Source organism: Dickeya sp. MK7 (assembly GCF_000406305.1).
In the GTDB taxonomy this organism is placed as follows: Bacteria; Pseudomonadota; Gammaproteobacteria; order Enterobacterales; family Enterobacteriaceae; genus Dickeya; species Dickeya fangzhongdai.
The window spans coordinates 3,949,816-3,971,369 of sequence record NZ_CM001984.1; the positions used below are offsets into that span (position 1 = coordinate 3,949,816).

General features: G+C 59.3%; 16 protein-coding genes and 1 pseudogene. 4 read left to right on the forward strand and 13 right to left on the reverse strand.

The annotated features are described in order from the left end of the window. The 7 genes and pseudogenes from lplT to lpxO all read right to left on the reverse strand — a co-directional run bounded on the left by lplT (position 1) and on the right by lpxO (position 11,213). On the reverse strand, positions 1–1,248 hold the full coding sequence (gene lplT, locus DXXMK7_RS17125; RefSeq protein WP_038920118.1) for a lysophospholipid transporter LplT: 1,248 nt from the start codon (positions 1,246–1,248) through the stop codon (positions 1–3). Continuing rightward, positions 1,245–3,443: pseudogene (gene aas / locus DXXMK7_RS17130) on the reverse strand (bifunctional acyl-ACP--phospholipid O-acyltransferase/long-chain-fatty-acid--ACP ligase). The gene lplT and the pseudogene aas overlap by 4 nt, the downstream one beginning before the upstream one ends. A gap of 303 nt (positions 3,444–3,746) precedes the next feature. Beyond that, positions 3,747–5,144 (reverse strand): glycoside hydrolase family 1 protein, encoded by a 1,398-nt coding sequence (locus tag DXXMK7_RS17135; protein ID WP_038920119.1) that lies wholly within the window; start codon positions 5,142–5,144, stop codon positions 3,747–3,749. Positions 5,145–5,198: 54 nt separating this feature from the next. After that, positions 5,199–6,689: a glycoside hydrolase family 1 protein gene (locus DXXMK7_RS17140; RefSeq protein WP_038920120.1), complete on the reverse strand. Its 1,491-nt coding sequence runs from the start codon at positions 6,687–6,689 to the stop codon at positions 5,199–5,201. 16 nt (positions 6,690–6,705) lie between these two features. Continuing rightward, entirely contained in the window at positions 6,706–8,604 is a 1,899-nt protein-coding gene (locus DXXMK7_RS17145; protein WP_038920121.1) for a beta-glucoside-specific PTS transporter subunit IIABC, read from the reverse strand. Positions 8,605–8,910: 306 nt separating this feature from the next. Next, positions 8,911–9,786: a BglG family transcription antiterminator LicT gene (gene licT / locus DXXMK7_RS17150; protein ID WP_038920122.1), complete on the reverse strand. Its 876-nt coding sequence runs from the start codon at positions 9,784–9,786 to the stop codon at positions 8,911–8,913. 524 nt (positions 9,787–10,310) lie between these two features. Then, positions 10,311–11,213: a lipid A hydroxylase LpxO gene (gene lpxO, locus DXXMK7_RS17155; RefSeq protein WP_038920123.1), complete on the reverse strand. Its 903-nt coding sequence runs from the start codon at positions 11,211–11,213 to the stop codon at positions 10,311–10,313. 337 nt (positions 11,214–11,550) lie between these two features. On the opposite strand from lpxO, the gene galR reads away from it, so the two are divergent. Next, positions 11,551–12,561 carry an HTH-type transcriptional regulator GalR gene (galR, locus tag DXXMK7_RS17160; RefSeq protein ID WP_038921111.1) on the forward strand — a complete coding sequence of 337 codons (1,011 nt, stop codon included), beginning with the start codon at positions 11,551–11,553 and terminating at the stop codon, positions 12,559–12,561. Positions 12,562–12,930: 369 nt separating this feature from the next. Here galR and DXXMK7_RS17165 read toward each other — a convergent pair whose 3' ends face one another. The 5 genes from DXXMK7_RS17165 to DXXMK7_RS17185 all read right to left on the reverse strand — a co-directional run bounded on the left by DXXMK7_RS17165 (position 12,931) and on the right by DXXMK7_RS17185 (position 17,506). Next, complete coding sequence (locus DXXMK7_RS17165; protein ID WP_038920124.1) at positions 12,931–13,404, reverse strand: GNAT family N-acetyltransferase; 474 nt, start codon at positions 13,402–13,404, stop codon at positions 12,931–12,933. Positions 13,405–13,407: 3 nt separating this feature from the next. Then, positions 13,408–14,175 (reverse strand): FCD domain-containing protein, encoded by a 768-nt coding sequence (locus tag DXXMK7_RS17170; RefSeq protein WP_038921112.1) that lies wholly within the window; start codon positions 14,173–14,175, stop codon positions 13,408–13,410. 181 nt (positions 14,176–14,356) lie between these two features. Further along, a complete protein-coding gene (locus DXXMK7_RS17175) occupies positions 14,357–14,674 on the reverse strand; it encodes a PTS sugar transporter subunit IIB (RefSeq protein WP_038666046.1) in 318 nt (105 codons plus the stop codon). Between the two features lie 9 nt (positions 14,675–14,683). Further along, entirely contained in the window at positions 14,684–16,120 is a 1,437-nt protein-coding gene (locus tag DXXMK7_RS17180) for a glycoside hydrolase family 1 protein (RefSeq protein WP_038920125.1), read from the reverse strand. Between the two features lie 45 nt (positions 16,121–16,165). Further along, positions 16,166–17,506, reverse strand: a complete 1,341-nt coding sequence (locus tag DXXMK7_RS17185) for a PTS sugar transporter subunit IIC (protein ID WP_038920126.1) — start codon at positions 17,504–17,506, stop codon at positions 16,166–16,168. A gap of 235 nt (positions 17,507–17,741) precedes the next feature. Here DXXMK7_RS17185 and DXXMK7_RS17190 point away from each other — a divergent pair, with 235 nt between their 5' ends. Then, the gene (locus DXXMK7_RS17190; RefSeq protein WP_038920127.1) at positions 17,742–18,068 is read left to right on the forward strand and encodes a PTS lactose/cellobiose transporter subunit IIA; all 327 of its coding nucleotides are present in this window, start codon (positions 17,742–17,744) and stop codon (positions 18,066–18,068) included. Between the two features lie 127 nt (positions 18,069–18,195). Further along, on the forward strand, positions 18,196–19,206 hold the full coding sequence (locus tag DXXMK7_RS17195) for a LacI family DNA-binding transcriptional regulator (protein ID WP_038666035.1): 1,011 nt from the start codon (positions 18,196–18,198) through the stop codon (positions 19,204–19,206). Positions 19,207–19,221: 15 nt separating this feature from the next. Here the strand turns inward: DXXMK7_RS17195 and lysA are convergent, their stop codons facing one another. Continuing rightward, a complete protein-coding gene (lysA, locus tag DXXMK7_RS17200; RefSeq protein ID WP_038920128.1) occupies positions 19,222–20,484 on the reverse strand; it encodes a diaminopimelate decarboxylase in 1,263 nt (420 codons plus the stop codon). Positions 20,485–20,608: 124 nt separating this feature from the next. Between lysA and DXXMK7_RS17205 the strand changes: the two genes are divergently transcribed. Next, positions 20,609–21,544 (forward strand): LysR family transcriptional regulator, encoded by a 936-nt coding sequence (locus DXXMK7_RS17205; protein ID WP_038920129.1) that lies wholly within the window; start codon positions 20,609–20,611, stop codon positions 21,542–21,544. Positions 21,545–21,554 lie beyond the last annotated feature (10 nt).

Sequence of the window (21,554 nt, forward strand, 5' to 3'; positions counted from 1 at the left end):
TTATTCGCCGTCAGCCGAATGGGTCGTTGCCGCCGGTTCAGGCCGACGCCGCCACTGGGTGACCTGCACCCATACCCACAAGCCGGCAATGGCCAGCGCAAACAGCACGCCGAAGCCGACGCCGATCGCCAGTACCGGCACGCCGACCTTCACCGCCAGCGAGTAGAGCGCCAGCATCAACAACATGGCGCCGTTTTCGCCCAGGTTCTGCACCGCAATGGCGTTGCCCGCCCCCACGCTTTCCCGGCCGCGTTCCTGCAACAGCGCATTGAGCGGTACGATGAAGAAGCCGCCCAGCGCCCCCAGCACCAGCAGGCAGGCGTAAGCGCTAATCAGGCTGTGTTGCAGGGTGAACACCACCACCATCACGCCGATCAATACCCCGGCGGGCAGGCAGCGTCGCACGGTTTTCAGCGTGACCAGCTTACCGGCCGCCGCCGCGCCGACCACAATCCCCACCGCCACCATGGCGTTGAGCAGCGTCGGCGTCGAATTGTCGTTGATGCCCAGCGCCAGCGGCACCCACAGCACCAGCAGGAAACGCAGCGTCACGCCCGCGCCCCAGAACATGCCGGTGCCGACCAGCGAAAAACGGGTTTCGCCGTTGCGCCACAGCACGCGGCAGGCGTCAAAGAACGAGCGGGTCATGCGCGCCGGGCGCCAGGACGCGCCGGGGCGCGCCGCCGCCAGTTTCGGAATCAGCAGGTTGGCGGCCAGCGCGATGCCATAAGCCAGCGCACACACCGCCAGCGCGCCGTAGATCTGCCAGTCGGCCAGCACGCCGCCCACCACCGATCCGGTGAGAATGGCGGCGATGGTGGACGCTTCCATCAGGCCGTTGGCTTTCACCAGCTGATCGCCGCGGGTGATTTCGCCCAAAATGCCGTACTTGGCCGGGGAATAGGCCGCCGCGCCCAGCCCCACCAGCGTGTAACCCAGAAACGGATTGCCGCCCAGGCAGATCAGCAACGCGCCGGCCAGCTTCAGGGCGTTGGCGAACATCATCACCCGCCCTTTGGCGAAACTGTCGGCGAACTGGCCGACAAACGGCGCCAGCACGATATAGGCGGCGACAAACCCCATCTGCAGGAAAGGCTGGCTCCAGTCGGGGTAAGCCAACGATTTCACCAGCGCCAGCGTAGCGAACAGCAGCGCGTTATCGCCGAAGGCGGAGAAAAACTGCGCCACCATCACCGCGTTCATGCCGCGGGAAAACAGCGATGACGAGGGAGAAATCTGATTACTCATGCATCATGCTCCGGTTGTTCCCCGGCCTCCTCCGCCGCCTCACCAGCGGGCTGTTCCGCCAGTTGGCGCAGCGTGACGAAGTCCGGTTTGCCGCTGCCCAGCAACGGCAGCTCTTTCAGGTAACGGATATCGCGCGGCACCGCCAGTTCCGGCATGCCGCTCTGGCGCGCCTGCGTCAGCAAGCTGTCGCGGGTAAGACCGGCATCGGTGGTAAACAGCACCAGCGCCTCCCCTTTGCTGCTGTCGCTACGGGCGCTGGCGGCGTGCTGCGCCTGCGGCGATACCTGATTCGCCAGTTGCTCCACGCTCTCCAGCGATACCATTTCCCCGGCCAGCTTGGCAAAGCGCTTAACGCGGCCGACGATGGTGCAGAAGCCCTGTTCATCCAGATCGACGATGTCGCCGGTGTCGTACCAGTTCGATTCACGCTACCCCAGCTCGTTTTCCGCCGCGGGCAACTCCAGCTCGCCGGGGTTTTCCACCCGCAGATAGCCTTTCATCACGTTCGGCCCGCGCAGTTGCAGACGGCCGCCATGATGGATGCCCGGCACCGGAATCAACCGCGACTCGATGCCCGGCAACAGCCGACCGACGGAATGCAGTTTGCAAGCCATCGGCACGTTGATCGCCACCACCGGCGCGCACTCGGTCACGCCGTAGCCTTCCAGAATGCGGATGCCGAATTTGTCCTGCCATACGGTCCGCACCCGTTCGGACAGTTTTTCCGCCCCGGCCACCACGTAGCGCAGGCGGGCGAAATCGTACGGATGGGCGAAGCGCGCATAGTGCCCGAGGAAGGTGGAGGTGCCGAACAGCACCGTGCAGTTGCGGTCATACACCAGCTCCGGCACGATGCGGTAATGCAACGGACTCGGATAGAGGAACACCCGCGCGCCGGTCATCAGCGGCGTCAGCAGCCCCACCGTCAGCCCGAAGGCGTGGAACAGCGGCAGCGCCGACATAAAACGGTCGCGCGGCGTGAAATCGGCCACGGTGCGGATCTGCTCCACGTTGGCCGTCAGGCTGTTGTGGGTATGCACCACCCCTTTCGGGTTGCCTTCCGAGCCGGAGGTAAACAGGATGATCGCCGCGTCGTCCGACTGTTGCGGGCGCATGGCGCGCGTCGGGAACAGCAGGTGGAACAGGATCCACAGTTTGTCCGGCAGCGTAACGGTATCCTTCAAATCTTCCAGATAGACCCAGTTAGCCTCTTTCACCTGCTGCGGCAGGTAGGTCAACTTGCCTTTCTCCAGAAACTGCCGCGAGGTGACGATGGTTTTAATCCGCGCCGCGGTCATCGCGCTCTGAATCCCTTTCGCCCCGGAAGTGTAGTTGAGCATTGCCGGCACCCGGCTGCCGAGCGACGCGCCGAGAATCGCGGCGGCGGTGACGGTGGCGTTGGGCAGCAGCAACCCGACATGTTCGCGCTCGCCGGTAAAGCGCTGCAGAATGCGCGACACCCCGAGCGATTTTTTCAGCAATCCGTGGTAGCTGTCTTCCTTCAGGTTGATGTCTTCAATGCACGGCGAGTGGTAGCCGTAACGGGCGCAGGCAGCCAGAAAGGCTTCATATAACGTATGGTGCGGGCGCACCGCCATGCGTGCGTCCATCATGATGCGGTGCAACGCTTCTCCCGCCAGCTCGCGGCGTTCGCGCGCCGAAGACGCCACCGGCATCGGCAGCTGGGCCGGCGGTAAAAAATGGAGGGAAATCTGTGGAAACAGACGGCGACGCAACACGCCGCCCAGACGGCCGAAATGGGTGAACTCCGGTCCTTCGATACGCACCGGCACCACCGTTGCGCCAGCGCGGGCGGCCACAAACGCCGCGCCGCTGTAAATCTTCATCAGCGAACCGGTGACGGAGATACGCCCCTCCGGGAACACCACCACCGGGCGACCCAGCTCCACCAACCGGATCAACTGTTTAATCGCCAGCGGTTTGGTCGGGTCCAGCGGCAAAAAATCAATATACGGTTTCAGCCAGCGCATGAACCAGCGGTCGGTGATGCTGGAATAGACGGCGAACACCGGTTTGCTTTGCACCGGCAGAAACAGCGCCATCAACATGCCATCAAGGAATGAAACGTGGTTTGGGGTAATCAATATCTTTGACTGCCGGAAACTGCTTTCATCACCCGTGATCTGAATGCGGTACAGATGCTTCAGCACCCAGCGTAAAAAGGTATAAATCATCCCACCTCCCTATGTGTAAACAGTAACCCAGTCCGGTTTGGACCCACATACCGCCGATGGTTCATGGTCGCTCGCTCCCATCGATTGTTCACTTTCGCCGCCGGCATAACCGCGACGTCGGGATAGCGCGCGCACCGCGGCGCGGCCCCCCATCAACGGGTTCACCATACCATAAACCGCACCAACATTAGCGATGAAAACACCGCCGGAATCAGCGGCAATAGGGAGTAAAAAAACGGCCGAAAATCATCAGGCTGCGGCGGGGAAAGATCGGGCGGGTGCGGCCCGCCCAGGGGAAGGGGGTTACAGCACTTCGCCGTTACTGGCGATCACCTGCCGGTACCAGTCAAAGCTCTTTTTCTTACGGCGCGCCAGCGTGCCGTGGCCGTCATTGTCTTTATCCACGTAGATAAAACCGTAGCGCTTTTTCATCTCGCCGGTGCCGGCGCTGACGATATCAATCGGTCCCCACCAGGTGTACCCCATGATGTCGCAGCCATCGGCAATCGCCTGCGCCACCTCGTGCAGATGCTGTTGCCCATAGCGAATGCGGTCGTCATCGTTGATGACGCCGCTGGCGTCCGGCACATCCACCCCGCCGAAGCCGTTTTCGACAATAAACAGCGGCTTTTCATAGCGATCCGCCAGTTCGTTACACACCAGCCGCAAACCTTTGGCGTCAATCGGCCAGCCCCAGTCGGTGCTTTGCAGATACGGATTTTCCTTGCCGATCACCCCGCCGGTATCCGCCAGCACCGGCATACCGGCCTGATAGGTGGCGCTACGGTAATAGCTGAACCCGAGGTAGTCGGACGGATGCGCCGCCAGCAACGCCAGATCGCCCGCTTCCATCGCCAGTTCAATGCCATGTTCGCGCCACATCCGCTGACTGTAAGCCGGGTAGCGACCGCGCATCATCACATCGGCGTAAAACAGCGAGCGACGCCGCATCTGCATCGTTTCGAACACGTCATCCGGGCGGCAACTGTGCGGATAAACGGTGCTCAGCGACAACATGCAGCCGATGCGGGCGTCCGGAATTAGCTGGTGACACAGCTGGTTAGCCAGCGCGTTGGCGACAAACATGTGATGGCTGGCCTGATAAATCACCGCCAACCGTTCCTCCGTCCCCGGCTGCACCGCGCCGGTGGCGAACGGGATGCGGTTCATGTTGTTCAGTTCGTTGAACGTCATCCAGTACTTCACCTTGTGCCGGTAACGGCGAAACACCGTGTCGCAATAGCGGACGAAATACTCCACCAGTTTACGGTTGTGCCAGCCGCCGTAGCGCTGGTACAACGCCAGCGGCGTTTCATAGTGCGACAGGGTAATCACCGGCTGGATGCCGTACTTCAATAGTTCGTCAAACAACTGGTCGTAGAAACGCAGCCCCGCTTCGTTGGGCTGCGTCTCATCCCCCTGCGGGAAAATGCGCGACCAGGCGATCGAGGTACGAAAGCATTTGAACCCCATTTCAGCGAACAGGGCGATGTCGTCCCGGTAGCGGTGATAGAAATCGATCGCCTCGTGGCTGGGGTAGTAACTTGCGGGGTCGACGGCCGTATCCGGTTTACCCGCCACGATGCCGCCGCGTACCACATCGGCAATCGACGGCCCTTTGCCGTCCTCATTCCAGGCGCCTTCCGCCTGATTGGCGGCAATCGCGCCGCCCCATAAAAACCCTTGCGGGAAACGAGCCATGATCACTCCTTACATGTCCGGTAAAGCCGACGGCCCGCGCCGCCGGCGTCTGGGTCAGTCGAGGTCCGCGCCGTTGGAGGCGATCAATTTTCGATACCAGTAGAAGCTCTTCTTGCGCGAGCGCTGCTGGGTGCCGTGGCCGTCGTCGTCCTGATCGACGTAAATAAAACCGTAGCGCTTGGAGATTTGCGAGGTGCCGGCGCTGACCACGTCGATCGGCCCCCACCAGGTGTAGCCGAACAGTTTGACGCCGTCCGCCAGCGCTTCCTTCATTTGTTCCACATGTTGACGCAGGTATTCGATGCGGTAGTCATCGTCGATTGAACCGTCCGGATTGACGCTATCCACCGCGCCCAGCCCGTTTTCGGCGATGAACAGCGGTTTCTGATAGCGGTCATACAGCTGGTTGAGCGCCAGCCGCAACCCTTTCGGGTCAATCTGCCAGCCCCACTCGCTGGTGGGCAGATAGGGATTGCGGATGCCGCCGGTGATCAGGTTGCCGGTCGCGCCTTCCAGCTTTTCCGGGTGGGCGCTGATGGTGCTGGACATGTAGTAGCTGAACGACACGTAATCCACCGGGTACTGCCGCAGGATCTCGTCGTCCCCCTGTTCCTTGTTCAGCACCACGCCTTTTTCCGCCAGCATACGGTCGGTATAGGCCGGGTAGTAACCGCGCGCCTGCACGTCGCTGAAGAACAGCGATACCCGCTGCGCTTCCTCGCAGGCCTGCAGATCGTCCGGGTGACAGGTGTTGGGATAGAGGATCTGGTAGCTGATCATACAGCCGACCTGCGAACCGGGAATGATCTGATGACAGGCTTTGGTCGCCAGCGCGCTGGCGATAAACTGATGGTGCACGCCCTGATACTTGTCCTGCTCCAGATGCGGATTGTCTTCTTCGATCACCCCGACGCTGACGTAGGGGTGATGTTTGACGCAGTTGATCTCGTTGAAGGTCATCCAGTATTTGACCTTGTGTCGATAGCGTTCGAATACCGTGGTGGCGAAACGCACGTAAAAATCGACCAGCTTACGATTGGGCCAGCCGCCGTATTCGGTAACCAGACACAGCGGCATCTCGTAGTGGGACAACGACACAATCGGCTGAATGTTGTGCGCCAGCAGGGCATCAAGCACCCGGTCGTAAAACGCCAGCCCATCTTCATTCGGTTCGGTTTCGTCGCCGCGCGGAAAAATGCGCGTCCAGGCGATCGACATACGAAAGCACTTGAAGCCCATCTCGGCGAACAGCGCGATATCTTCCTTGTAGTGGTAATAAAAGCCGTTGCCCTTACGTTTTGGATAGTACTTTTTACTGTGCGGGTCCTGCGCGTCCGCCACCTGCTGGTGGGTCATAAACAGCCACTGATCCAGCCAGCGTTCTTTGGGCGTGCGGCTGTCAAAGGTATACACGTCCGATACCGACAGCCCTTTGCCGCCCACGTTCCAGGCGCCTTCCAGTTGGTTGGCGGCCGTCGCGCCGCCCCACAGAAAATCCGGTGGAAACGCGTTTAAATCCGATGGACACGTTTTTGATACGCTCATGCTTGTTTCCTCTCCCTCAGGCCGCCGCAGCGGTCAGTTTCATTAAGGCGTCGCGCGAGTGGACGTCGCCATTCAGCAACGGGCTCACTTCGCCATAACATTCGGTATTGGTGACGATCACGATCACGCTGGGGTCGATGCCTTCCGCCAGCAGCGCCGGCAGGTCGAAGCTCACCAGCGGTTCACCGACTTCCACTATCTGCCCAGGCTGGGCGTGACGGATAAAGTGGCGGCCGCCGAGTTTGACGGTGTCGATGCCGATGTGGATCAGCACCTCGGCGCCGGTGTCGCTTTTGAGCGTCAGCGCGTGGTGGGTGTCGAATATCGACTCGATGCGCCCATTAACCGGCGACAGCAGTTCGCCGTTTTCCGGGTAGATGGCGATCCCCTTGCCGAATACCTCCCCGGCAAATACCGGGTCGCTGAGGCTCTCCAGCGCCACCACCCGACCGGCCACCGGCGCGAACAGTTTTTCGTTATGCAATAGCTGTTCGTTATGCTCGCTCAGCGCCACCGGCGCGGCCGGCATCACCGTCTGCCCTTCATGCGGCGTGGCGGCTTTTCCCACGTTCTCTTCAAATCCGAGTAAGCAGGTCATCACCGTTGCCGTGGTGAACGAAATCGCCATGCTGGCCAGCGCGTACAGGAAGGTCGGCCCCACCAGCGCGGGCAACCCCGGCAGCCCGCTCAAGGCAAAGGCGTAGGTCTTCACCCCGAAAAACATGGCGAACGCGCCGCCGCAGGCGCCGCCAATCAGCGCGGCGGCGAACGGGCGTTTGAAACGGATATTGACGCCGTACATCGCCGGCTCGGTGATGCCCATAGTGGCGGTCAGGCTGGTGGACAACGCCAGCGACTTGGTTTTCTTGTCGCGAGCGCGCAGGAACACGCCGAACGCCGCCCCTGCCTGCCCCATGTTGGCGATATAGAAGATGATCTTGAACGGATCGAACCCCATCTTGCTGATGTTGTTGATCATGATGGGGATCAGCACATAGTGCATGCCGGTGATGATGATCATCGACAGCGTGCCGCCCAGAATCAGCCCGGCGAGAATGCCCATGTTGTCCACCAGCCAGACGATACCGGTGGAAAGATGGTTGCCGACGATGATGCCGAGCGGGCCGATGGCGATCAGCATGACTGGCGCGACGATAAGCAACGTCAGCAGCGGCACGAACATGGTTTTCAGCGCGCCGGGCATGATGCGGTCGACACGGCGCTCCACCCAGGACATCAGCCACACCGCCAGCAGAATCGGGATCACCGACGAAGCGTAAGACACCGGCGATACCGGCAGCCCGAGGAAGGTAATCTCGCCGCCGCCTTGAAACAGCTTGGTCAGAGTGGGATGCAGCAACGTAGCCGCCAGCGCCACCGCCACATACGGATTACAGCCAAACTTGTGGGCGGCGCTGAACGCCAGCACCAGCGGCATAAAGTAGAAAATACCGTCGCTGATGGCGGACAGAATCAGGTAGGTTTGGTTGGTGTTGGATACCCAGTGCAGCGCCACCAGCAGCGACAGGATCCCTTTGAGGATACCGGCGCCGGCAATGGCCGGGATCACCGGCGAGAAGATGCTGGAAAACGCCTCCAGCAGCGCCGAGATAGGGTGTCGCGGCCGCCCGGCCTCCGGGGCGTCGGCGGTCTGGCTCGCCAGCAGCGGAAACTGCCGGATCAACGCGCGGTAGACATCCGCCACGTCGTTGCCGATGATCACCTGAAACTGTTCGCCGGCGACATTAATACCAATTACCCCGTCTAATGCTTCCAGCTGGGCGCGATCGATACGCTGCGCTTGATGCAAATAAAAACGCAATCGGGTAATACAATGAAAAACCTGTCGGATATTTCCTTCCCCCCCGACAAGCGCCACAATGTTCTTTGCCATCTCCTGATAATTAACTGACATAACAATTCCTCTTTCCAGAAAGAAATCTTACGATTTCTGCAACAACCGCACGGTATTTACCGTGGCGCCTTGTTCCTCTGGGGTTTGCCTGCGTCAGCGGATATCGCCTCGTCTCCGACGAATCGCCGCTGCCAGTAACAAGCCTATTCGGAATGATTTATACCCTTTATACTTCAAGTTGCCGGTGTGTTGGCTGCCCTCATTCACCCCGGTCACTTACTTATGTAAGCTCCCGGGGATTCATTCGGTTGCCGCGTTACAAGGCTCTTATGAGCCTTGCCCTAAAGGGCCAACGCGTTGCGTTGTTCAAAACGCAGAACGTTTTGTCCTGCAACTCGAATTATTTTGGGTAAGATAATGAATCATATTATCGATATGAATGGTTAGGTAGAGTTTCTCCGAATTGGTCATGGTGTGTTGGTAGTTTTTTTTGATAAAGGTATTGATGGCTTCCACACAGCCCAGCGTTTTTTGATAACGTTGCTGAACCATGGTAAATAAATCGCCGTCGTCATTATCCAGCGAAGCGCCTTCCACCACCCGCTGAGAAAAAAACTTCAGGTGGGTAATGAAGCGGTAATAATTGCCGTTGTTTTCATCCAGCGGCACCTGAAAATAATATTTGACGATATTCTGCACCTGATAAATCAGCTGCGTAATCTGCTTCATATTACCGATATTGTCGCCAAGCTCGGCATTGACGATATGCAACGCAATACTGCATGCCTCATCTTCCGGCAGAGTGACGCCCAGCGTTTCCCGTATCAACGCGAGCGCTTGCTCCGCCACGGCATACTCTTGCTTGTAGAAGTGGCGCACTTCCCAGTGCAGCGGGTTCTGAATCAGGGTGCCGTTGCGCTGGCACTGCAGGGCAAACGCGAGGTGGTCGGCCAGCGTGACGTAAATGCCTTCGCTCAGTTTCTGCTGTAGTTGCTTTTTCACCGTTTCGACAATGTCGCTGGTCAGTTGCAATATTTCCAGCGGGACTTCCTGCGCCAGGTCCTTAAAACGCGCGGAAATGACGTTATCCTGCAAACGGAATATTTTTTCCACCCGCGGCATTTCCACATCCTGCCCGGTTCGGGAATGAAAACCCAATCCGCAGCCGGTCAAGATAAGCTCCTGCCCCTGATTGTCGGTCACGCTGACTACATTATTATTCAGGACTTGAGTTATCTTCATCGCATTTCCCCTGAAAACAGAAACGGGCAAAACGTAAATACAGCAGACGGCGAAGTCATTCGACTTCATACGATTGCTGCACTTATGTTTTGCCCGCCGAACGGTAACAAGCCTTATGCAATGAGCAAAAACTATCACCCGCTATTTTTGGCGTCAATCGCGCCTCTGACAGGTGGCAGGATTTCTTTTTTATTTGTGACAAGGGTATTATTTTCCCGCCAGTCGGAACGCAGGCAAAAAAAACCTACGCATCCGCGTAGGTTGGTGCAATTTGAATGGTTCAATGTGGAGAACACATCGATTTGTCACCCATCAATACCTCTGGGACTTGTTACTCTAAAGAGAGTCATCCCGAATCACTAGCGCAGAATCGAAAGATAAACGTTCGAAGTGCAACCAACTGTAAAATTCTCGAGTGAGCTGTAATAAAGCCGTGAAAAACAACGGTTGTCATGCAATTCGGCCGACTTTACCGGCCGACGCCGACCAGAATTCAGCCGGCGGACGATCGCCGCTCGGGCTGGCTATAACGCCAGCCAGATCAGCGCCGCAATACCGCCGAACAACGTCCACTTCACCAGATAGTAAACCGGCTTGTTCCAGCTTTTCAGCCGCTTGCCCACTTTTCTGATCGCATAGACATAGCGGAAGATCCGGTTAATCCCGCCGGTGCGATCCGCGTCGGTATTAGGCGCGGCCGCCGCGCTCATCAGATTGCGCCCCACCCAGTGATTGATCGCCTGCGCCCAGCGATAGCGCATCGGCCGTTCAATATCGCAAAACAGGATCAGCCGATTCTGACCGCTGGTGTTTTCCGCATAATGAATATAGGTTTCGTCAAACAGCACGCCTTCGCCATCACGCCAGCTGTAGCGCTCGCCGTCGACCTCGATAAAACAGCGATCGTCATTGGGCGTCTTCAGCCCCAGATGGTAACGCAGCGAACCGGCGTACGGGTCGCGGTGGCGCGGCAAACGGCTGCCATCCGGCAGGGTGGCGAACATCGCCGCCTTTACCGACGGCAGCGAACGCAGCAACGCCGTAGTATTGGGGCACATCACATCCGCGGACGGATGAGCATCCTCATACCATTTCAGGTAGAACCGTTTCCAGCCGGTCTTGAAGAACGAGTTGAAACCGGCGTCGTTATAGCGATCCGACGCTTTGATTTCCTGCATTGCCAGCAGCTTTTCCCCCTCTTCCCGGATCATCGGCCAGTTCTCCTGCAACACCGCCAGTTCGGGGAAATGGCCGGGCCTGAGATACGGCGTCACCGGGACGCGGGAAAACAAGTACATAAAGCCGTTGAGCGGCGCGGTAAAGGTCGAGTGATCCGACAGTTGGCGCCAGAACTTATAACGTACGCGACCACGAAAGTGGACATAGGCGACCGCCAGAATAAACACCATCAGAATGACATATTTCATGCAGTGACTTCCCTGAGAGCGATGAGCCCATCCTGCCCGCATGGGAAAGGCCGGCCTACTTTCCGGCGCCATTCCCGATACAGAGCATCAGCACCCGGCGCAGGATGACGGCTCGTTGAAGAAACACATTTATAACGTATGGTAAACAACACATTCATAACCTATGGCAAACAACACATTTACGTTTCACCAATATTGCTGCCGGGGAGAATATGACGACGCGCCGACAGCGAAAGTTGCGATCCCCGCCTCTTGCGGCTGCGGCTTAATTCCGTGACACTCTGGCAGTCACTTGATTCAGCGCACCATTTCACATCAGGAACAACAGGAAACCTCCATGGCCACCATTAAGGACGTCGCCAGGCTGGCGGGCGTGTCGGTCGCAACCGTGTCGCGCGTCATCAACGATTCGCCGAAAGCCAGCGCACAGGCGCGCAACGCCGTACTGCAGGCCATGCAGCAGTTGCAATACCATCCGAACGCCAACGCCCGCGCGCTGGCCCAACAATCCACCGAAACGCTGGGGCTGGTGGTGTCCGATGTGTCCGACCCATTTTTCGGCACCATGGTCAAGGCGGTGGAGCAGGAAGCCTATCGCACCGGCAACTTCCTGTTGATTGGCAATGGTTATCATGTGGCGCACAAGGAGCGTCAGGCGATCGAACAGTTGATTCGCCATCGCTGCGCGGCGCTGGTGGTCCACGCTAAAATGCTGCCGGATGAGGAACTCACGCAACTGATGGAACAGATTCCGGGCATGGTGCTGATCAATCGCATCCTGCCGGGGTATGAAGCGCGCTGCGTGGCGCTGGATAACCGCTATGGCGCCTGGCTGGCGACCCGACACCTGATCCTGCAAGGGCATCGTCAGATCGGCATCCTGTGTTCCAACCACGCCATCTCCGACGCCGATGACCGTCTGGCCGGCTACCGGGACGCGCTGGCCGAGCACGCGATTCCGCTGGATGAGCAGTTGATCGCCTACGGCGAACCGGACGAAAGCGGCGGCGAAGCCGCGATGATCACGCTGCTGGAACGCGGCCGCCCGCTGACAGCGCTGAGCTGCTACAACGACCCGATGGCCGCCGGCGCGCTGGCGGTGCTGAGCGATAACGGTATTGAGGTGCCGCGGGATATGTCGCTGATCGGCTTCGATGATGTGCTGCTGTCGCGTTACCTGCGCCCGCGCCTTACCACTATCCGCTACCCGATTACCGCAATGGCGACGCAGGCGGCGCAGATTGCGCTGGCGCTGGCCAACGACACGCCGCTGCCCAACGCCATCAACCTGTTCCACCCGACGCTGATCCGCCGTCATTCCGTCGCCAGTTTGAATAATGGGCACTAGTGGTGCGTCAAGGCTGTTAACAAACAGCCACGTTGTCTCACTAATAATGGATTTATATCTGGTTGGTGAATGGTTTCGTGCGGGATAACCGGTGTCGTTTCCTTGTTGCTTCATCGCACGCACGACAAGGAGAGGTGCAAGCGCCACCTCTCCTTGACCACTGGCTAAGGGCTAAACCGTGCCGCTAACGCGGTGCCTTCGGCATTCGTCTTCGCTGTTCGGACCGCCCGTGACGTGCTCCCGACACGGCACGGGCTTGCGCGGCTTCCCTGCCGCGCATCCGGCGAAGCCGCCTGCCTCAGCACGGTTTTTGACGCCGGAAAACCCATCATATAAGCCGTCATTGGTTAGACTTGCCAACGAAATAGATTACCTTAACGCGCGGTGGTACAGCCGCACCATTTTGTCGGGGTACTCCGGCGCGTCGCCGAGATAGCGCCAGCCGTGGCGTTCGTAGTAACCGCTGAAATCGGCGTAGAGATAGAGATCGTCAAAGCCGCGCTCGCGGCTGAATTCCACCACAAAGCGCTGTAGCTCGGCGCCCAGCCCGCGATCGCGGTAGCGCTCGTCCACATAAAGCGCCGCCAGCCAGGGGGTCAGATCCTGCCGGCTGATCAGATCGCAACGCCACAGCCCGACGGTGCCCACCAGTCGCTCGCCTTCCAGCGCCACAAACGTCAGCGGCAACGCCCGTTTGTCCATGCTGTGATGCACGACGCTGGCAAAAAAATCCCGACTCAGCCCGTCGCCAAACGCCTGCCACAGCCAGTCGACGACCTGGGTTTCAAAATGCGGGTAATCCGCCAGATAGCCAATCGTTGGCTGAGATTCCATCGTCGTCATGCGTCAGACCAGTTTTCCCTGAAAGATCGGTACCGAGTCGAACAGGTAGCCGTCAAATTCCGGCGCTTCGGCGTCGGAAATCTCCATCAGCGTGGTTTTGACGTTTTCCAGATGCTGCCACATCGCCTGATAAGAACCGCTGACGTCCCGACGGCGCAGCGCCGCCAGTATCGTCTGGTGGTCCGCCAGCCATTTCAGCCGGTAGCCGTGGTTGCCGACATGGCTGTAAAGCTGCTGCCAGATGGGGCTTTCGTCCCGGCAGGACCAGATATTGCTGACCGTTTCCAGCAACATCTGGTTTTGGGTGGCGCCCGCCACCTGCAGATGAAAGATTTTGTCGAAATCGCTGCGGTAATCGTTGGCGGCGATGGCCGCCTGCTCCTGCTCCAGCGTATGCCGCAGGGTGTCGATGTCATTACGGGTCGCCATGCGGGCGGCAAAGGCGGCGATATTGCTTTCCAGCAACTGACGCGCCTGCAGCATTTCAAACGCGCCGATGCGGTTTTGCGCATTGGGAGACGGCTCTTCCGCCGACGGCACGCGCAGCACGTACACGCCCGACCCCTGGCGGATATCCACCGTGCCTTCCAGCTCCAGCATCAGCAACGCTTCACGCACGATGGTGCGGCTGACGCCGTAAGTTTCCGCGATATTCCGCTCCGGCGGAAGACGCGACCCGACCGGGTACTCCCCCTGCTGGATTTTCTCCCTCAGGTCACACCCTATCTCCTGGTATTGCTTTCTTTCTTGTAGAACCACAACCTTCGCCACAATGCCACCCTGAACGGCCGAGAATTGAACACCGCTGCCGCCCCGACGCGGGGCCGGATACCAGGCTGCGCGCCCCTGAATCATCGCCTCGCCGGCACGGCGCGCGCATTCGTCAGGGGCTACAGCCTAAACGCGGACCGGGGTCTGCACCACCGGTCCGCGCTTTACAGCAATCAGGGGCTCAGTTTACCAAACTCAGCGCCTGATCGAGTACCTTTGCGCCGTTCAGGGTGCCGTAGGCCACCGAGTCGATCACCGCAATCGGAATCTGGTACTCGTCGGTCAGTTTCTTGTTTTCCGCCAGCTTGAAGCGCACCTGCGGCCCAAGCAGCACCGCAATGATATCGTCGCCGTAGGTTTGCAGTTCATCCCGCAGGTTCTGTTCGGGAATGGCGTAAATCTGGTATTCCATGCCGCGCGCCGTCGCTTCTTTTTCCATCTTGGTCACCACCAGCGACGTGGACATGCCTGCCGAGCAGGCCAGTACGATCCGTTTCATCTTTCCCCCTTATTTATCTTCATCGTCCAGTTCGAACGCCAGCACGCCGCTGTCCCGCACCTGACGGAACCAGCCTGCCGATTTCTTCGGCCGCCGCTGCCGGTCGTGCTCCAGATCGATTTCAATCAGGCCGTAACGGTTCTTGAACGCGTTCATCGGCGAGACGTTGTCGGTAAACGCCCACAGCATGTAGCCCAGACAGTTGGCCCCGTCTTCGCGCGCCTTCAGCGTCCAGTAAAGGTGCTCAGCGATGAACGCGATGCGGTAATCATCCTGCACCACGCCGCGGCTGTCTTTGAACTGCCCTTCGTTTTCAATCCCCATGCCGTTTTCCGACACGAACCAGGGCACGTTGCCGTAGTCGTCTTTCAGGCGCATCGCCATGTCGTAAATAATGCGGGGGTTGATTTCCCAGCCGCGGGACTTATTCATGCGGCGGCCGGGCAGCTCGAAATGCTCGTAGTAGTAGGCCGGGTGGAACGGCGTGCTGCTGTTCCACGCCCGACTGGGCGCTTTGACCCGGTGTGGGTAGTAGAGGTTGATCCCCACCTCATCCACGGTATTGGCGCGGATGATCGCCAGCTCTTCCTCGTTGTAATCCCATTTGACCTGATGTTTTTCCAGCAGCGCCAATAGCTCCGCCGGGTACTCGCCTTTCAGCGCCGGATCCAGAAATACCCGGTTGTAGAACAGATCATACAGGCGCGCCGCTTCCACATCGTGCGCGGCGCTGGAGCGGGGATAGGTCACTTCCGGATTGAGGATCACCCCGATGCTGCCGCCCTGCCGGTGATAGCCTTTGTCGCGGAACAGCTGCACCACTTTGGCGGTCGCCAGATTCTTGTGATGGTTCCACTGCATCCAGACGCCGGTGTCCTGCTGGTAGGGATAGCGCGCCGCGTCCAGATAGACGCGGGTCTGCACCACGACAGGCTCGTTGAAGGTGAACCAACGTTTAACCTTGCCGGCATAGCGGGCGAACACCGCGTCGGCGTACTGTACGAACCACTCCACCACCTGTTTGGACGACCAGCCCTGATATTTCTCGAACAGCACCGCCGGCAGTTCATAGTGCTCCAGACACAGCATCGGTTCGATGCCCTGCCGGTGCATTTCGTCGATCAGGTTGTCGATGTAGGCGGCGTATTCTTCATCCACCACACCGTTCTCGTAGTCCAGCATAAAGCGCGACCAGTTGATGGAGGTGCGGAAATGGGTCAGCCCGGTTTGCTTCATCAGCGCCACATCTTCGCGGTAGCGGTTGTAGAAGTCGGTAGCCACCGCCGGGCCGTAGCCGTTGTGCCACACCTGACGGTCGCGCTTGTACCACAAGTCCAGATAGGAATCCTGCCCGGCTTTCTTACCCGACCATCCCTCGGTCTGCCAGGCGGACGCCGCCGCCCCCAGAATGAAGCCCTCGGGAAGGGTCATTGATACCTTGCTCATGCCTGTCTCCCTTTCATTTTTCGATTCGCTTCGTGTTTCGATTCGCTAGTTTTTCGCTGCACTGACCTGCTCGGCTTCCGCGTCTCGCTGCGCCTGCTCGGCGCGACGGGACGCCACTTTGACGAACGGCAGGTAAATCAGGGTGGCGACGATGATGCAGACAATCTGCGTCGCCACCGCGCCCATAGAGCCTGCGGTGGACAGCCAGGCGTTGATGATGGGCGGCGTGGTCCAGGGCACCATCACCACCGCTTTACCGGCAAAGCCCATGCTGGTGGCGAAGTAACCGATGGTGCCGGTCACCAGCGGCGTGATGATGAACGGAATAGCCAGAATCGGGTTGAGCATGATCGGCATGCCGAAGATCACCGGCTCGTTGATGTTGAACACGCACGGCCCGAAAGAGATTTTGGCGATCTCTTTCATCTCCCGGCGTTTGGAGGCGATCATCACCGCCAGCAGCAGACCGATGGTCAGGCCGGACCCGCCGATGCTCATGTACACGTCCCAGAACGGCATGGTGATGATGTTCGGCACCTCGTGGCCTTGCTCGAACGCGGTCATGTTCACCGCGATGGCCCCCAGCAGCAGCGGTTCGCGGATCGGCTTGATCATCTGGTTGCCGTGAATACCGATCACCCAGAACAGCTGCGCGACGAACATCAGGATCAACAGCCCCGGCAGGCTCTGCACCACCGACTCCAGCGGCTGCTGCACCACCATATAGATGGCGTCATACAGGTACATGCCGGTCACTTTCTGGAAGGTAAAACCGAAGGTCGCCACCAGCGTCACGGTGATGATCGCCGGGATCAACGCCGAAAACGACGCCGACACATTCGGCGGCACGCTGTCCGGCATCTTGATGCGCAACCGGTCCACCGACTCCAGCTTCGAATAGATTTCGACTGACAGAATGGCGATAAACATGCCGAGGAACAGGCTTTTGGTGTCGGAAAACTGGCGCGCCAGCACGTCTTTCACCGGCAAAGTCTGTCCGTTGATCACCATATCGATGGTGGTGGGAGTGATGGAAATGAAGCAGATCACCGCCAGCAAGCCGGGGAAAAGCCCGCGGGAGCCGTTGATGCGCCCCAGCTCGATGCCGATCAGAAACACGGCGCCGATGGTGAGAAAGTTCAGCGTGGCATAGTTAATGCCGCTCATGATCGGCTTGAGCGGCGCCAGAAATGAGAACATGGCGAAACTCGCCAGTCCGTTCCTGGGGTCAAGCACCATATTGGAAATCAGCACGGAGAACGCGCCCACGATGATCACCGGCATCAGCGTGATGAACGAGGCTTTGATCGCCATGATGTATCTCAGGCTGTTGAACTGGTTGGCGAACGATCCCAATGAATCGATGGCCTGATCCTTGAATGACATAACTCCACCTCTTTGATTTACCTGCATTTTCAGGGGTTGTTGTTATCAGGGGCTATCGCCCCCGTAGTGGCCGTTACGCGCGGAAGAATGGACGGCAGGTTCAGCGCTTTCGCGTTTGGCATGCCAAAAAATAAAACAAATGAATAATTTTTCTGTGACATTGTTCTCACAAGCCAATATTGGAATTCCAATAACATGGAAAACATCAAATTTGGCATACCAAGAGGACAATGCGATGGAATTCGATATGGAACAGACCGTGATGGAGTTACTGATCAACGCCGGAGAAGCCCGTTCCAGCGCCATGATGGCGATTCAGGCCGCCCGCGGGCAGGACTGGGCGCAGGCCGACGCACAGTTGCAGGCCTCGAAGGAAGCGGCGAAAGCGGCCCACCTTATCCAGACCCGGCTGATCGGGCTGGATGAAGGCGAAGGCAAGGTGCCGGTCAATCTGATCATGGTGCACGCGCAGGATCATCTGATGACCGCCATGTTATGCCACGATCTGGCCGAAGAGCTGGTGCTGCTGCGCAAAGAACTGTTTGAGCGCCCGTCTGCCTGACGACGCCGCGCCGGCAGAGAGATATTCTGCGCCTGCCCCACTGACGCTGTGCCAGTGTGCTAGTATGTGACAAAGATTGATAACAACTCTGTGACAGACTTCGGTAAAAACAGGGAAGGTGCAAACCATGATGACCATGCTTGATGTGGCAAGGCATGCCGGCGTATCCAAAGCAACGGTATCACGGGTGCTGAACGGTACGGGTCAGGTGAAGCAAAGCACACGCGATGCCGTGTTCAAAGCGATGGAAGAATTGGGCTATCGCCCCAACTTTCTGGCGCGATCGCTGGCGCAACGTAGCTCAAACAGCCTTGGCCTGGTGGTATCCAATTTCGACGGCCCCTATTTCGGCCGTTTGCTGCGCCGGGCGGCGGAACGCACCGAAACCAGCGGCAAGCACCTGATCGTTACCGACGGCCACGACACGCCGGAAGACGAACAACAGGCGGTGCAACTGCTGACCGATCGCCGCTGCGACGCCATTGTGCTCTATACCCGCCACATGTCCGACGCGGCGCTGATGGCGCTGCTGGAGCAATCCACGGTGCCGATCGTGGTCATCAACCGCCACCTGCCGATGGCGCCTGACCGCTGCGTCTGGTTCGAACAACAGCAGGCGGTGTTTCAGTTGATTGATTATCTGGTGCAGCAAGGGCACCGCGAAATTGCCTGCATCACCGGACCGATCAACACCCCGACCGCACGCGCGCGTCTGGCGGGTTACCGACAGGCGCTGGACCATCATCACATCCCCTATGACCCGTTGCGGGTCATCAACGGCGACAATCTGGTGCCCGGCGGTTATCAGGCGGTGCGCGAACTGCTGGCGCATGACGCCGGTTTTTCCGCTATCTTCGCCAGCAACGACGATATGTGCATCGGCGCGATGAAAGCGCTGCTCGAAGCCGGTAAACGGTTGCCGCAAGACGTGTCGCTATTTGGTTTTGACGATATCCCCAGCGCCCCTTACCTGAACCCGGCGCTGTCCACGGTGTATTTACCGATTGAAGAGATGATCAGCGCCGCTATTTCCCAGGCGCTGAAATTGTGCGAGGGCGAATCGGTCAAACCGATCGCCCCGTTTACCGGCGAGTTGAAACTGCGCGCTTCAGTAGCGAAGGGGCCGCACGCGCGCTGAATCAGCGCAGCGCGGTTACACCCGCTCCAGCGCCAGCAGCTCGTCCAGCGTCTGGCGACGGCGGATCAACCGCGGCTGACCCTGCTCAAACAGCACTTCGGCAATCAGCGGGCGGCTGTTGTAGTTGGAAGACATCGACGCGCCGTAAGCCCCGGTGTCATGGAACACCAGATAATCGCCCACCTGCGCCGGCGGCAGCGCCAGCGTTTCCACCCCGCCGCCCGCCTGCTGGGTAAACACATCGCCGGATTCGCACAGCGGGCCGGCCACCACGGTGTCGCGCAGCGCGGACTGACTCAGGTCGCGCCCGTCGCCCGGCAGCAGGGTGATGTGATGATAACTGCCGTACATCGCCGGGCGCATCAGGTCGCTGAACCCGGCGTCCACCAGCACAAAGTGACGGCTGCCCATGTCTTTTACCGCGCGCACCTGCGCCACCAGCACGCCGGACTCCGCCACCAGAAACCGCCCCGGTTCGATTTCCAACGTGACCGGATGCTCCAGATGAGCGGCGATCTGCTCCCGCGCCCGGTTCCACAGCCCATAATAGTGTTGAGTATCAATGCGCTCGCCGCCATGACGATAGGGAATCGACAACCCGCCGCCGGCGGAAATGGCGTCCAGATCCTGCCCGACCGCCAGCACCTGTTGCACCATCGCGTCGCACACCTGCTCCAGATGCCCGTAATCAACGCCGGAGCCGATATGCATGTGGATGCCCACCAGCTTCAGACGGTAACGGCCCAGCGCCTCCAGCGCCTGCGGCAAATCGGCATACCAGATACCGTGTTTGCTGTTTTCGCCGCCGGTGTTGGTCTTCTGACTGTGACCGTGACCGAACCCCGGATTAATACGCAGCCACACCGGGTGACCCGGCGAGCGCTCGCCCAATTGATGCAGCATGTCGATAGAACCGGCGTTCACCGGAATGTTCAGCTCGTGCACCCGTTGCAGCGTCGCTTCATCCAGCACATCGGCGGTAAACACGATCTCATGCGCGTCGGTGCCCGGCTCGAACCCAGCCGCCAGCGCGCGTTCGATTTCGCCCAGCGACACGGAATCCACCTTCACGCTCTGCTGGCGCATCAGCTTCAGAATATGGAGGTTGGAGCAGGCTTTCTGCGCAAAACGAATCGTGTCGAACTGGCGCAGCTGACCGATGCGCTCAATGATGGTCTCGGCGTCGTAGGCCCACAGCGGGCAGCCAAAGCGTTCCGGCAGCGCACGCAGGCTCTGGGCGTTCAGCGCGTGAGAAAAGTCATTCAGGTCATGTGGCATGGATATCGTACCGTGGCGTTATCAGATGCCGAAATTGTGCTGGCCTGCAACCTATAATACAAATATCCTTTTTCGCAGACTCTATTCATTTCTGATATGGGAAACCCGAACAAAAGAGGGACAGATGGCTGATATTTCCCTGCGCCACATCGAGATCTTTCACGCGGTCATGACCACCGGCAACCTGACGGAAGCCGCTGCGCTGCTCAATACCTCGCAGCCGACGGTCAGCCGCGAGCTGGCGCGCTTCGAACATCTGGTGCAGATGCCGCTGTTTGAGCGCCTGCGCGGGCGGTTGCACCCTACCGCGCAAGCGTTGCAGCTGTTCGACGAAGTGCAGCACTCCTATTACGGGCTGGATCGCATCATCAACGCCGCGCGCGATATCCGGCAGTTCCGGCAGGCGCCGTTATCGGTGGCCTGTCTGCCGGTGTTCTCCCAGTCGTTGCTGCCCGAGGTATGTCAGCCGCTGCTGGCGCGCTATCCGGCGCTCAACCTGCACGTCATCCCGCAGGAATCGCCGTTGCTGGAAGAGTGGCTGTCGGCGCAGCGCCACGATCTGGGGCTGACGGAAAACCTGAATACGCCTGCCGGAACAGAACGACAGACGCTGATGGAGCTGAATGAAGTTTGCGTGTTGCCCATCGGCCACCCGCTGGCGCGCAAAGCGGTGCTGACGCCGGAGGATTTCCGCGACCAGCCGTTCGTCAGCCTGTCCAGTACCGACAGTTACCGGCAGTTGCTGGACCAGCAGTTTGAGCAGGCGAACGTGACGCGGCGGCTGGTGCTGGACACCCACAGCGCCGCCTCGGTGTGCGCGATGGTGCGCGCCGGGGTCGGGTTGTCGATCGTCAATCCGCTGACGGCGGTGGATTACGCCAGCAGCGGCGCGGTGGCGGTGCGCCGTTTCAGCATCGAGGTGCCGTTTACCGTCAGCCTGATTCGCCCGCTGCACCGCCCGGCCTCATCACTGGTGGAGCAATTCACCGAACAGCTGATCGCCTTCGCCGAAGGCTTTCCCGCCCGGTTGCAGCACTGGCTGGCGCACGACCCGGTTTAAAGCAAATCCC

Bases quoted from the DNA above. Each gene is read 5' to 3' on its own strand.
- lplT (WP_038920118.1), bottom strand. From the start codon at position 1,248: ATGAGTAATCAGATTTCTCCCTCGTCATCGCTGTTTTCCCGCGGCATG.
- DXXMK7_RS17135 (WP_038920119.1), bottom strand. From the start codon at position 5,144: ATGGCTCGTTTCCCGCAAGGGTTTTTATGGGGCGGCGCGATTGCCGCC.
- DXXMK7_RS17140 (WP_038920120.1), bottom strand. From the start codon at position 6,689: ATGAGCGTATCAAAAACGTGTCCATCGGATTTAAACGCGTTTCCACCG.
- DXXMK7_RS17145 (WP_038920121.1), bottom strand. From the start codon at position 8,604: ATGTCAGTTAATTATCAGGAGATGGCAAAGAACATTGTGGCGCTTGTC.
- licT (WP_038920122.1), bottom strand. From the start codon at position 9,786: ATGAAGATAACTCAAGTCCTGAATAATAATGTAGTCAGCGTGACCGAC.
- lpxO (WP_038920123.1), bottom strand. From the start codon at position 11,213: ATGAAATATGTCATTCTGATGGTGTTTATTCTGGCGGTCGCCTATGTC.
- galR (WP_038921111.1), top strand. From the start codon at position 11,551: ATGGCCACCATTAAGGACGTCGCCAGGCTGGCGGGCGTGTCGGTCGCA.
- DXXMK7_RS17165 (WP_038920124.1), bottom strand. From the start codon at position 13,404: ATGACGACGATGGAATCTCAGCCAACGATTGGCTATCTGGCGGATTAC.
- DXXMK7_RS17175 (WP_038666046.1), bottom strand. From the start codon at position 14,674: ATGAAACGGATCGTACTGGCCTGCTCGGCAGGCATGTCCACGTCGCTG.
- DXXMK7_RS17180 (WP_038920125.1), bottom strand. From the start codon at position 16,120: ATGAGCAAGGTATCAATGACCCTTCCCGAGGGCTTCATTCTGGGGGCG.
- DXXMK7_RS17185 (WP_038920126.1), bottom strand. From the start codon at position 17,506: ATGTCATTCAAGGATCAGGCCATCGATTCATTGGGATCGTTCGCCAAC.
- DXXMK7_RS17190 (WP_038920127.1), top strand. From the start codon at position 17,742: ATGGAATTCGATATGGAACAGACCGTGATGGAGTTACTGATCAACGCC.
- DXXMK7_RS17195 (WP_038666035.1), top strand. From the start codon at position 18,196: ATGATGACCATGCTTGATGTGGCAAGGCATGCCGGCGTATCCAAAGCA.
- lysA (WP_038920128.1), bottom strand. From the start codon at position 20,484: ATGCCACATGACCTGAATGACTTTTCTCACGCGCTGAACGCCCAGAGC.
- DXXMK7_RS17205 (WP_038920129.1), top strand. From the start codon at position 20,609: ATGGCTGATATTTCCCTGCGCCACATCGAGATCTTTCACGCGGTCATG.